The organism is Rhodosalinus sediminis (genome assembly GCF_003385555.1).
GTDB classification, from domain to species: Bacteria; Pseudomonadota; Alphaproteobacteria; order Rhodobacterales; family Rhodobacteraceae; genus Rhodosalinus; species Rhodosalinus sediminis.
Genome location: NZ_QOHR01000039.1, coordinates 1 through 11,058 on the forward strand (window position 1 = coordinate 1; position 11,058 = coordinate 11,058).

The 11,058-nt window shown below is 75.2% G+C and carries 15 protein-coding genes, 1 tRNA gene, 1 pseudogene and 1 riboswitch; of the genes and pseudogenes, 6 read left to right on the forward strand and 11 right to left on the reverse strand.

All coding sequences use genetic code 11. The features are described 5' to 3' along the window. The 10 genes and pseudogenes from DRV84_RS14305 to DRV84_RS14350 form a co-directional block, all read right to left on the reverse strand. Positions 1-264 (reverse strand): annotated as a pseudogene (locus DRV84_RS14305) (hypothetical protein); the annotation flags it as partial. Further along, entirely contained in the window at positions 261-680 is a 420-nt protein-coding gene (locus DRV84_RS14310) for an ExbD/TolR family protein (RefSeq protein ID WP_115981909.1), read from the reverse strand. The gene DRV84_RS14310 and the pseudogene DRV84_RS14305, both read right to left, overlap by 4 nt. Continuing rightward, on the reverse strand, positions 677-1,057 hold the full coding sequence (locus DRV84_RS14315; protein WP_239995094.1) for an ExbD/TolR family protein: 381 nt from the start codon (positions 1,055-1,057) through the stop codon (positions 677-679). Before DRV84_RS14315 ends, DRV84_RS14310 begins: the two co-directional genes overlap by 4 nt. Continuing rightward, entirely contained in the window at positions 1,054-1,674 is a 621-nt protein-coding gene (locus tag DRV84_RS14320) for a MotA/TolQ/ExbB proton channel family protein (RefSeq protein ID WP_115981911.1), read from the reverse strand. Before DRV84_RS14320 ends, DRV84_RS14315 begins: the two co-directional genes overlap by 4 nt. Beyond that, a complete protein-coding gene (locus tag DRV84_RS14325) occupies positions 1,674-2,438 on the reverse strand; it encodes an ABC transporter ATP-binding protein (protein WP_115981913.1) in 765 nt (254 codons plus the stop codon). Before DRV84_RS14325 ends, DRV84_RS14320 begins: the two co-directional genes overlap by 1 nt. Then, positions 2,435-3,418: a FecCD family ABC transporter permease gene (locus DRV84_RS14330; protein WP_115981915.1), complete on the reverse strand. Its 984-nt coding sequence runs from the start codon at positions 3,416-3,418 to the stop codon at positions 2,435-2,437. Before DRV84_RS14330 ends, DRV84_RS14325 begins: the two co-directional genes overlap by 4 nt. Positions 3,419-3,958: 540 nt before the next feature. After that, positions 3,959-4,164, reverse strand: a riboswitch (cobalamin riboswitch). A gap of 20 nt (positions 4,165-4,184) precedes the next feature. Next, positions 4,185-4,739 carry an RNA 2',3'-cyclic phosphodiesterase gene (gene thpR / locus DRV84_RS14335; protein ID WP_115981917.1) on the reverse strand — a complete coding sequence of 185 codons (555 nt, stop codon included), beginning with the start codon at positions 4,737-4,739 and terminating at the stop codon, positions 4,185-4,187. Beyond that, positions 4,739-5,884 carry a DUF4147 domain-containing protein gene (locus DRV84_RS14340; RefSeq protein ID WP_115981919.1) on the reverse strand — a complete coding sequence of 382 codons (1,146 nt, stop codon included), beginning with the start codon at positions 5,882-5,884 and terminating at the stop codon, positions 4,739-4,741. The genes thpR and DRV84_RS14340 overlap by 1 nt, the downstream gene beginning before the upstream one ends. A gap of 136 nt (positions 5,885-6,020) precedes the next feature. Continuing rightward, positions 6,021-6,935 (reverse strand): oxygen-dependent tRNA uridine(34) hydroxylase TrhO, encoded by a 915-nt coding sequence (trhO, locus tag DRV84_RS14345; protein ID WP_115981937.1) that lies wholly within the window; start codon positions 6,933-6,935, stop codon positions 6,021-6,023. A gap of 58 nt (positions 6,936-6,993) precedes the next feature. Beyond that, positions 6,994-7,227, reverse strand: a complete 234-nt coding sequence (locus tag DRV84_RS14350; RefSeq protein WP_115981921.1) for a hypothetical protein — start codon at positions 7,225-7,227, stop codon at positions 6,994-6,996. Positions 7,228-7,341: 114 nt separating this feature from the next. Here DRV84_RS14350 and DRV84_RS14355 point away from each other — a divergent pair, with 114 nt between their 5' ends. The 4 genes from DRV84_RS14355 (at position 7,342) to DRV84_RS14370 (ending at position 8,966) form a co-directional block, all read left to right on the forward strand. Beyond that, positions 7,342-8,031: a M48 family metalloprotease gene (locus tag DRV84_RS14355; protein WP_115981923.1), complete on the forward strand. Its 690-nt coding sequence runs from the start codon at positions 7,342-7,344 to the stop codon at positions 8,029-8,031. 92 nt (positions 8,032-8,123) lie between these two features. Beyond that, on the forward strand, positions 8,124-8,381 hold the full coding sequence (locus tag DRV84_RS14360) for a DUF6455 family protein (protein ID WP_115981925.1): 258 nt from the start codon (positions 8,124-8,126) through the stop codon (positions 8,379-8,381). A 25-nt stretch (positions 8,382-8,406) separates the two neighbouring features. Beyond that, positions 8,407-8,700: a DUF6455 family protein gene (locus tag DRV84_RS14365; RefSeq protein WP_115981927.1), complete on the forward strand. Its 294-nt coding sequence runs from the start codon at positions 8,407-8,409 to the stop codon at positions 8,698-8,700. Then, entirely contained in the window at positions 8,697-8,966 is a 270-nt protein-coding gene (locus DRV84_RS14370) for a DUF6455 family protein (protein WP_115981929.1), read from the forward strand. The genes DRV84_RS14365 and DRV84_RS14370 overlap by 4 nt, the downstream gene beginning before the upstream one ends. A gap of 7 nt (positions 8,967-8,973) precedes the next feature. On the opposite strand, the gene DRV84_RS14375 is transcribed toward DRV84_RS14370, so the two are convergent. Beyond that, the gene (locus DRV84_RS14375) at positions 8,974-9,960 is read right to left on the reverse strand and encodes a complex I NDUFA9 subunit family protein (RefSeq protein WP_115981931.1); all 987 of its coding nucleotides are present in this window, start codon (positions 9,958-9,960) and stop codon (positions 8,974-8,976) included. 128 nt (positions 9,961-10,088) lie between these two features. Between DRV84_RS14375 and DRV84_RS14380 the strand changes: the two genes are divergently transcribed. Next, a tRNA-Leu gene (locus DRV84_RS14380) sits at positions 10,089-10,175 on the forward strand. A 64-nt stretch (positions 10,176-10,239) separates the two neighbouring features. Continuing rightward, positions 10,240-11,058: site-specific integrase (locus tag DRV84_RS14385; protein ID WP_115981933.1), on the forward strand; the 819-nt coding region annotated here is incomplete at its 3' end.

Here is an 11,058-nt window from a genome sequence, read left to right on the forward strand (position 1 = left end):
GCCCAATGGCGCCGGCAGCGCTGCGGGTGTTCCCTCCCGGGCCGGCGCGTCCGGCGCGCGCGCGGCCGTCTGCGCCTCCGGCGGGCGGCGCCATGCGGCGGCGAGCGCGGCGATCTCGGGCGAGGCGGCGGCGACCGAGGGCTGCGCCGCGCCCTCCGGCGGCGCGCCGCCGCCCCCGCCCGAGGGCGCGACGCCGGCCAGCGCCACGACGTGGAGCGCGGCGGAGACCGCAACGAAGGCCGCGAAGCCCGCCGCGCCCCTCATCGCGCCACCACCGCGAGATCGACCTCGCCCACGCCCGCCGCAGCGAGCCGGCCGAGGAGCCGGGCGAGCTCCGCCGCCGGGACCGCCGCGTCCGCGCGCAGCGGCAGGGCCGCGTCGCCCTCCCGGTCATCCAGCGCGGGCCAGACCCCCTCCCCCCGCGCGTCGCGATAGGCGAGGCGCCCGTCCGCCGCGACGTGCAGCGCGGCCTCGGCGCCCGGCGCGGGCGGCGCCTCGGCCGCGGGCGGCGCGACCTCGAGCGGCGGGGGCGGCGCGATCTCCGCCGTCATCAGGAAGAAGATCAGCAGCAGGAACACCACGTTGATCATCGGCACGACGCTCTCGCCCGCGCGGCGGCGCGCCGGGCGCGGCAGGCCGAGGGCCCCGCCCCCGCGGTCGAAGGCGCGCGCGCCCCTCATTCCACCAGCACCAGCCGGTCGAAGCCGGCGGCGGTGAGCGCGCCCGTCACCTCGGCGAGGCGTTGCAGGTCCGCCCCCTCGCCCGCGCGCAGGACGACCGTGCGCCCCGGCCCGCCGCCGAGATCGCGCAGACGGTCGGGCAGCGCCGCCGCCGGCACCGCCGCGCCGTTCAGCGCGAGGCCCTGGGCCCGGATCGTGACGAGGCGCGGCGGCCCCTCGTAGGCGCCGCTGCCGCCGCCGGTGGCGAGGGTCAGCGCCCCCTCCTGCCCGATCCGCGCGGCGAGCATGAAGAACACGAGCAGCAGGAAGACCACGTCGATCATCGGCGTCAGGCTCGGACGCCGGGCGCGGCGGGGCGGATCGAGGGCGAGGGTCACGCGGCCTCCCCGGCGAGGAAGAGCCGCGTCGCCAGATCCTCGAGGTCGGTCTGCACGCGCTCGGCCACGCTCTCGAACCAGGTGAGCGCCGCGGCGGCGGGGATCGCCACGGCCATGCCCGCGGCGGTGGTCAGCAGCGCCTCCCAGATGCCGCCGGCGAGGACGGCGGGATCGGCGCGCGCGCCGCTGGCCTGCAGCGCCTGGAACGCCTCGATCATGCCGAGGACCGTGCCCAGGAGCCCGAGAAGCGGCGCGATCGTCGCGATGAGCTCCAGCGCGCGCAGCCCCTCGCGCAGGCGGGCGAGCTCGGCGCGGGCGACGCGGGCGGTCTCCTCCCGTGCGGCCTCGGCCGGCAGCCGCTCCAGCGCGGCCATCGCGGCCGACGCCACCCGCGCGCGCACGCCGCCCGCAGCCTCGGCCGCCGCGCGCGCCTCGCCCCCCGCGCGCGTCCAGGCGGCGACGGCGCGCTCGGCGCCCGCGCGCCGCCAGGCCCCCGCGCCGAGAAGCGCGGCCACCTTCCAGAGAACGAGCGCCAGCGTCAGCACCGAAAGCGCCGCAATCGCCCAGAGCGCCGGGCCGCCCCGTTCCAGAAACCCGGCGAGCGCGGAGAGATCCATCACGCCTCCTCCAGCACGTCGAGCGCCTGCCAGACCGCGCCCTGCTCGGTCTCGGCGTGGAAGGCGCGGATGCGGAACACCTCGGCGAGCCGCGCGGGCGTCAGCACCTCGCCCGGCGGGCCGTCGGCGACCACGCGGCCCGCGTCGAGGAGGACGAGGCGCGTGCAATGGCGCACGGCGAGCCCCAGATCATGGAGCGAGACGACGACCGCGCGCCCCTCGCCGGCGAGCGCGGCGAAGGTCTGCATCGCGCCGATCTGATGCGCCGGGTCGAGCCCCGCGATCGGCTCGTCGGCCAGCAGGAGCGGCGTCTCCTGCGCGAGCGCGCGGGCGATCAGCGCGCGCGCCTGCTCGCCCCCCGAGAGGCGGGTCGCCGCGCGCTCTCGGAACGCGGCGAGCCCCAGCCGGTCGAGCGCGCGATCCACCGCCGCGCGGTCCTCCGGCCCGGCGCCCTGCCCCGCGCCGAGATGCGGCAGGCGCCCGAGGGTGACGAGCCGCTCCACGCTCATCGGCCAGGCGATCTCGCGCGACTGCGGCAGCCAGGCGGCGGTGCGCGCGCGCTCGGCCGCCGGGCGCGCGGCGAGGTCGCTCTCGCCGGTGAACGGCAGGAGCCCCAGCGCCGCGCGCATCAGCGTCGTCTTGCCCGCGCCGTTGGGGCCGATCAGGCCCACCACCTCGCCGCGCGCGACCGAGAGCGAGACGTCGCGCAGCACGGGACGCCCGCGCAGCGTGACCGAGAGATTGCGGAGGGCGAGCGCGGTCATCCCAGATCTCTCCGCGTGCGATAGACGAGATGCAGGAAGAGCGGCGCGCCCACGATCGCGGTCAGCACGCCGAGCTTCAGGTCGCGCTCGGGCAGCACGACGCGCACGGCGACGTCGGCGGCGAGCACCATCGCCGCGCCGCCCAGCGCGCTCGCCCAGAGAAGCCGCGAGGGCTGCGCGCCGACGACCCGGCGCAGGAGGTGCGGCACCACGAGCCCGACGAAGCCGATCGCCCCGGCGACCGCCGTCGCCGCGCCCACGGCGAGCGCGGTGCCCGCCACGAGCGCGACCTGCAGCCGCCCCATGCCGTAGCCCATCGCCGCCGCCGCGTCCTCGCCCAGCGTCAGCGCGTCGAGCCCGCGCCCGAGCGTCATGAGGACAGCCGCGCCCAGCGCCACCAGCGGCGCGGCGAGCCAGACGTGGGTCATCGAGCGGTCGGCGAGCGAACCCATCATCCAGAAGACGATCTCGTTCGCCGCGTAAGGATTGGGCGAGAGGTTGAGCGCGAGCGAGGTGAGCGCGCCCGCGAGCGCCGAGAGCGCGATCCCGGCGAGGATCAGCGTCAGCGACCCGCCCCGCGTCCCCGCCAGCGCGGCGAGCAGCCCGACCCCCGCCGCCGCGCCGAGGAGCGCCGCGAGCGGCAGGCCGAGCGGCAGCGCCGCGGCGAGCCCGGTGTGGATCGCGATCACCGCGCCGAGCGCGGCGGAACCGGTGACGCCGAGGAGCCCCGGCTCGGCCAATGGATTGCGGAGGTAGCCCTGCATCGCCGCGCCGGAGAGCCCCAGCGCCGCGCCCACGGTGAGCGCCAGCAGCGCCCGCGGCAGCCGGATCTCGCGCATGACCAGGGTGAGCGGCGTGCCGTCGCCCAGAACGAGCGCCCGCAGGCTCCGCCCCGGCCCCGCCTCGGCCGGCCCCACGACCAGCGAGAGGAGGAACAGCGCCGCCACCAGCGCCACGAGCGCGAGGGCGAGCCGGCTCATGCCCGGGTCTCCCCGTGGCGCGCGGGCCGCGGGGCACGGCCCGAACCGGCCGCGCTCGCGCCCCGGCGCCTGCGGTCCGCGCGCCGTCTGACGCGCGCCCGCGGCGACGCGGCCCGGCGGCCCCACCCGCGCCGCTGCGGCGGCACCGCGGGACGGTCAGCAGGCAGCCCTTCAGATGTTCGACCAAAGGCCAGTGCAGCAGAGGCTGCCGCGGCGATCGCACAGGCGGCCATCCCGGTCAGCGGGCGCCGCGTCGCACCGCTCCGCCGCACCGCGCGGCAATGACGGGGCGCTCCACCCGGGGCGAGGGTGCGCGTCCGCACGTCGTCCCGCCCGAAAGCCTGACGGCCGGTCCGCCCGCGCGGCCCGCCCACGGCTCCGGCGGCCGGATGCGGCTTGCCTGTCGCCATGCGTCTCCCTCCCCCGGCGCGGGGCCGGACAGATCGTCGTGCCGTCGGAGGGAGTGCCCCTCCGCAGGCGGTGACCGAAGCTCATCACCACGACGGAAGGGTCCGTTGCCCTGGGCGCGCCCCGCGCCCGGACAGGGTGATCGCTTCGGCAGGTCTCCTGGCTCGCGGGTCCTCGCTCGACCGGGCCTTCCCATCGCTTGGGCGATAGTGGCGTGTGCCGGTGTCGCTCGCCGCTCACAGTTGCGGGGGCAGCCGCGGTTTTGGGGGAGACCCCCGCACCGCGTTCCCTTTTCATCCGCCGCCCATGACGGCGGAACCGAAGCAACCTCAGGTGTCGCGCGCGCCGGCCCGGTTTGTCAAGCGGGCCGGACAGCCTCCAGCGGATAGGCGGCGAGCACCTCGTGGCGCGCGCCATTCGCGCCGAGCCGCGAGTGCACGAGCTCCACCGCCCGCGCGGTGAAGGACGGCGCCTCGAAATGGGCGTTCTCCGTCAGGAACCGCTCGAGCCGCGCCGTCTCGTGCCGGCGCAGGTCGCCGAACCGCGCGAGGGTGACATGCGGGCGGAACCGCCGCCGCTCGGGCGCGACGCCGGCCGCGCGCAGCCGCGCGAGCACCTTCGCATGCAGCGCGCGCAAGGGCGCCGGATCGGCGACGCCGGCGACGAGCGCGCGCGGCGCCCGGCCCCCGAAGAGCTCGAGCCCGGTGAGGCGGATGGCGACCGGATCGGCGCGCAGATGCTCCATCGCCTCGTGAATCGCCTGCGCCGTCTCCTCGCGCTGCTCGTCGAGAAAGACGAGCGTCAGGTGGAACTGGTCCGGGTCCGCCGGGCGGCCCGCCGGCAGGTCGGTCTGCAGATCCTCCAGAAGGTCGGCCGCCTCCTCCGGGATCGGGAGCGACAGGAAAAGCCGCATCACGCCTCCACGCGCGCGAGGGCAAGGTCCATGACGTTGGTGCCCGTGGGCCCCGGCGCGAAGAGCGCGCCGCGGTCGGCGAGCCACGGGCCGCTGTCGGCGCGGGCGAGCGCCTCCGCCGCGCCCGGCGCCCAGGTGGCGCCGTCGGCGAAGGCGCCGGCGGCGTCGGTCGGCCCGTCGGTGCCGTCCGTCCCGGCGACGAGCGCCGTCACGCCCGCCCGCCCAGCGATCTCGCGCGCGAGGGCGAGCGCCAGCGCCTGATTGCGCCCGCCGCGCCCGGGCCGCTCCGGCAGGACGACCGTCGGCTCCCCGCCCCAGAGATGGAGGCCCGGCGGCCCCGCGCGCAGCCGCGCGCCGATCATCGCCGCCGCCGCGCCCACGTCACGATAAAGCGTCTCCGCGTTCTCGCGCAGGGGCAGGCCCGCCGCCTCGGCCTCCGCCGCGATCGCCGCGCGCGCCACGGCGTTCGAGGCGACGATCCGGGTCTCCTGCGCGACGCGCGCCGTGTCGGGGACCAGCCCGATCCCCGAGCCGATCACCGCGATGTCGTCGCCCGCCACGTCCGAGATGGCGAGCACCGTGACCCGCGCGCCGCGGAACGCCTCGAAGAGGCGCCCGCCCTTGATCCGCGAGAGCTGCCGCCGCCGCGCGTTCATCGCCGCGATATCCGCGCCCGAGGCCAGAAGGCGCTTCGTCTCGGCCGCGAGATACCCGAGCGTGACCCCCGGCTCCAGGTCCTCGGCGAGCGCCGAGGCGCCGCCGGAGACGAGGAGCAGGAGATGCGCCTCCGGCCCGCAGGCCGCGACCCGCGCGCGCAGCGCCGCGCCCGCGCGCAGGCTCTCGGCGTCGGGGACCGGGTGGCCGGCCTCGATCACCTCGAGCGCCGGCGCCCCGTCGCGGTGGCCGTCGTCGTCGCCGTGGCCGTGCTTGGTGACCGCGAGGGCCGGCACCGCCCCGAAGCGGTCGAGCGCCGCGCGCGCCATCGGGACCGCCGCCTTGCCCACGGACAGGACGAGATCGGGCCGCGGCACCGGCGCGGCGTCGAGCGCGCGCGCCACGGCGGCGCGGCCCTCCACCGCGGCGACCCCGGCCCGCCAGAGCCGCGCGAGGACATCCCGCGCCGTGGTTCCCGCCCCGCTCTCCATCGGGGTGATCCTTCCCGCGCCCTGCGGAGAGGTCAACCGCGCGCGCCGAAGCCCGCGAATTTTCGGACGAAAATTCGCAAGCGGAGACGCGAAAAACCGGGGGGAGAAGAATTTTCGAAGAAAAATTCTTCGGCGCTCACGTCGCGCCGAGCGGCCCGAGGTGGCGGGCGCCGCGCGCGGCGGCGAGGCGCATCTGGCGCTGGCGCTCGCGGTAGCGCGCCTTGTCGGCCGCGCTCGTCTCGGCGGCGCAATGGCGGCAGCTGACGCCGGGCTCGTGGTCCGGGTGGCGGGTGTCCTCGGGCCGGAGCGGCCGGCGGCAGGCATGGCAGAGCTCCGCCCGCCCGGGCGCGAGCCCGTGACCGACCGAGACGCGCTCGTCGAAGACGAAGCACTCGCCGCGCCAGCGGCTTTCCGCCTCGGGCACCTCGGCGAGATACGAGAGGATCCCGCCCTCGAGGTGATAGACCTCCCGCACGCCGTGGGCGAGCAGGTAGCTCGTCGCCTTCTCGCAGCGGATGCCGCCGGTGCAGAACATCGCCACCGGGCCGTTGCCGAAGCGCGCGCCGTGCTCGGCCCACCAGGCGGGGAAGTCGCGGAAGCGCCGCGTGCCCGGGTCCACCGCACCCTCGAAGCTGCCGAGCGCCACCTCGTAGGCGTTGCGCGTGTCGATCACCGTCACGTCGGGCCGCGCCAGGAGCGCGTTCCAGTCCCGCGCCCCGAGGTGCCGGCCCACCTGCGCGGCCGGATCGGCCTCGGGCGCACCCATGGTCACGATCTCGGGCTTCACGAGCACCTTGAGCCGGGCGAAGGGCGGCGCCCCGGCGGTGCTTTCCTCCCACGTCAGATCGGCGCAGCCGGGCAGTGCGCGGAGAAACGCCATCGCCGCGTCGATGCCTGCGCGCGGCCCGGCGAGGGTGCCGTTGATCCCCTCCCGCGCGATCAGGAGCGTGCCGCGCACGCCGGCGGCCGCGAAGGCGGCGCGCGCCTCGGCGCGCAGGGCCTCCGGCGCGGCGACGGGGGTGAAGCGGTAGAAACGGGCGACGATCTGCATGGGCGGCATGGGCTGCATGGAGTCTCCGGGGTCTCCGGGCGCGCGCGGACCGGCCGCGTCATCCCTTGTTGCGCGTATAGACGCCCTCGGGCAAGCGCAACGCCGCGGCGAGGTCGCGCATCTGCGTCATCGAGAGCGTCACCCGCTGCACGCGGTCGGCGCGCGGGTCGTATTGCTCGACCGTGATGCAGTCCTCGAAGCCGTGCACGACGACGTCCTCCTGCAGCGGGGTCTCGCCCTCGTCCACGAGGGTGACCACCGTGGCGTCGAAATCGTGCTCGATGCTGAACATGAGCCCGAGCGTAACGCCGCCGCCGCGATTCGCAACGCCGGCGGCCGCGGCGCGGCTGGCGCGGCGGGACGCCGCGCCCTACCTTTGCGGCGACGTCTCGCCGCCGGTGCGCCCATGCGACGCCTTCTCGCCCTTCTCGCTCTGCTCGCCACGCTGGCCGGCTGCGCGGCGCCGCCTGTAGCGCCGCCCGCGGACCCGGAGGTGCGCGCCCGCGCCGAGGCCGCCGTGCAGCGCTTCGCCTCGGTCGCCGGGACCGTCGAGCCCGTGGCAGAGCGCGAGTGCCGCGCGCTCCGCCCGCGCGGCGCCTGCGATTTCCGCATCGTCGTGGACACGCGCCCGGGCCTGCCGCCCAACGCCTATCAGACGGTGGACCGGCGGGGGCGCCCGATCGTGGCCTTCACCGTGCCGCTCGTCGCGCGGGTGCGGAACGCCGACGAACTCGCCTTCATCCTGAGCCACGAGGTCGCGCACCACCTGCTGGGCCACATCGAGCGCACGCGCGCCGACGCCGAGATCGGGGCGCTGACGCTGGGACGGCTCGTCACCCTCTCCGGCGGGGATCGGCGCGCGGTGCAGAGCGCCGCGGACCTCGGCGCGCTCCTCGGCGCGCGGCGCTACGCGAAGGCCTACGAGCTCGAGGCCGACGCGCTCGGCACGATCATCGCGGCGCGCGCGGGCTACGACCCGGTCCGCGGCGCGCGCTTCTTCGCGCGCATCCCCGATCCGGGCGACCGGTTCCTCGGCACGCATCCGCCCAACGCCGCGCGGATGGAGGTCGTCCGCCGCGTCGCCGCGTCGCTCTGATCGGGTCGGGCGCTCTCTTTTGATGTGCATCAAGGGCTCCGGCCGCGCCCGATGCTACGGGTGATCCTGCGTCAAGACGGAGGACCCCGCCGATGCCCAGCCAGACGACTTTCGCCCGCCACGCCGCGCTCGTGGACCGGATGGCCGACACGCTCGGCGTCGATCTCGAGGAGCGCACCCTGCGCGGCGAGGTCTCCGTCGACGAGATCGGCGACGCCGTGCTCGCCTGCACCGGCTGCGAGAGCCCGGGCGCCTGCGGCGGCTGGCTCGACGGCCACGCCGAGGGCGCCGAGCGCCCGCCGCGCTATTGCCGCAACGCGGATCTCTTCGCCCGCCTGACGCCGGGCTGAGACCGCCCGCGCCAGGAGCGCCGCCATGACCCCCAAGGGATCCGAGCGCGAGCATTACTGGCGCGTGCAGCGCATGGCCCATGCCGCCGGCGCCGACCCGGCGGCCGCCTGGGCGGCGGGCCGGCTCGACGCGCCGCGCTGGCAGGCGCTGATCGAGCGCTGCCGCGACTGCCCGTGGCGCGCGGGCTGCGCCCGCTGGCTCGCCCGGATCGAGCGCACCGACCCCGACACACCCGCCGCGCCGCCGCGCGCGTGCCTCAACGCAGAGGCGATCACCGCCCTCACCCGCCCCACCAGCGAGAAGGACCGCCCCGAATGACCCATATCCTCGACGGCCCGACGACCCGCGATCACGCCTTCTGGATCGCGCGCAGCGTGGCCCGCAAACTCGGCCTCGACCTCACCGCGGCGCTCGCCGACGGCCGCCTCACCGCCTCGGGCTACGCGCAGCTCGTCGCGCGGTGCGAGGCCTGCCCGGTCGCGGGCGCCTGCCAGCGCTGGCTCGCGGACCCGGCCCTGCCCGCCGGCGCGCAGCCCGTCGCCGGCTGCGCCAACGCGGAGGACTTCGCGGCGCTCGCGCGCTGAGCGCGCCTCAGCGCTCGCGCAGGTTCTTCGCGGATTCCTGGATCTCGGCGTATTGCCCCGAGGGACGGAAGCGCCAGAGATAGCCGGGCAGGATCGCCTCCATCGCCGAGGGCGCGATCCCCAGTTCGGCGAAACCGCGCGCGCCCTCGCTCACCACCGTGTCGCGGCGCAGGCTCTTCAGCTGATCGCGGGTCAGCACGCCGTTGTGCAGGAGCCCGGCGGTCCCCGCCTCGAGAAGGTCGAAGCCCGCGGCCATCGCCCAGCCGAAGGCGTAAGGCAGGCTCACGACCAGCCGCCGGCGTCGAATCACCTTGAGCATGAGGCGCATGAGCCCGCGGAAGGTCTCCGCGTCCGGGCCACCGAGTTCGTAGATGCCCGGCGCCGCCCGGCCGGTGACGCCCAGCGTCGCCGCCTGCGCCACGTCGTCGACGTAGACGGGCTGAAACCGGGTCGCGCCCCCGAAGAGCGGCAGCACGGGGCTGATCCGGGTCATGCCGGCGAAGCGGTTGAAGAAGTTGTCCTCCGGCCCGAAGACGACCGAGGGGCGCAGGATCATCGCCGTCGGCATGGCCTCGAGCACCTGCCGCTCGCCCTCGGCCTTGCTGCGGGCGTAGCGGCTCGGCCCCTCCGGATCGGCGCCGATGGCGGAGATGTGCACCATCCGGCCTACGCCCTCCTCGGCGGCGAGGCGCGCGATGCGGCCCGCGCCCTTAGCCTGCACCGCCTCGAAGGCGTTGCGCCCGCGCCAGTCGAAGGTGCCCACGCAGTTCACCACCGCGTCGGCGCCCTGCAGGACCGCGCGCACACTCGCGTCGTCGCGGATGTTGGCGAAGACCGGTTCCACCTGCCCGACGACGCCGTAGGTGCGCACGAAGATCGCCTCGTTCGGGCGGCGCACGGCCACGCGCACGCGCCAGCCCTCCTGCGCCATGCGGCGCGCGATGTAGCGGCCGATGAACCCGGACCCGCCGAAGATGGTGACCAGCTGCGCCATGCGCCCTCCGGTAGCTCTGCGGCCTCTCCCTACCGCCCGCGCCGGGGCGAAACAAGCGCCGCCGCGCGCCGTGCGAAAGCGCATTGACAGCCCCGCGCGACCGGTCTAGACGCCCCCGCACACCACCTGCCCAGGTGGCGGAATTGGTAGACGCGCTGGTTTCAGGTACCAGTGGCTTAACGGCCGTGGAGGTTCGAGTCCTCTCCTGGGCACCATTCCCCAAGCTAACCCTCTGCTTTGCATCAGCTTTTCTTTGGCTGAGCAGAGGCGTAGTACCGAATGGAGTACCAAGCTGTTGCCTTCACATTTGTGAAGCAGGGGATCTACTACTTCGCGAGGAAGGTCCCGAACGACCTTCGCGACCACTACACGAGCAGCAGGATTTCGTTCTCGCTTCGGACAAGGAAGGCGGTCGTGGCGCGGGCAAGGGCGACCAAGGCTGCCCAACAACTGGATGAACACTGGCACTTCCTGCGCATGCAGAACATGGACTTGCCGGGGAAGCACATGCTCCGCATCGGACCGCAGACACCAGCGGCGGTGCCGATTGGGGTCTCCCAGCCGCAAGCTGCAGACGAGCCTGCACTCACCCTGAGTGAAGCAGTTGCGCTGTACCTGCGGCTCAAGGGCAACAACCGGCCTGCGACCTTCCACAGAGCCGCAGAACGCTCGTGTGGCTACGTCATCGATGCCTGCGGAGACAAGGACATCACCGCCTACACCAGAGCTGATGCCAACGCGTTCCGCGACTCCCTGATCGCTCGCGTGCTATCGGGGAGCAGCATCACGAGGGTCTTCGGCACGGTACGGTCGGTGATCAACTTCGCCGCCGCGGAGGTCGGCATCACACTGACCAACCCGTTCGCGGGCGTCTACTATGACCGGAAGGCCGGGGTCGAAGACCGCGAGCCGCTCGGCCCCGAAGATGTCAGGCGAGTGCAGGAGAAGTGCCACGTCGCGGATGACGAGGCCCGGTGGCTCGTGGCGTTGGTCTCCGATACCGGCATGCGTCTCGCAGAGGCCGCAGGACTGCACTTGGACGACATCAAGCTGGAAGGCCCGATCCCGCATGTGTGTCAATCGGCATCCAAACGGGAC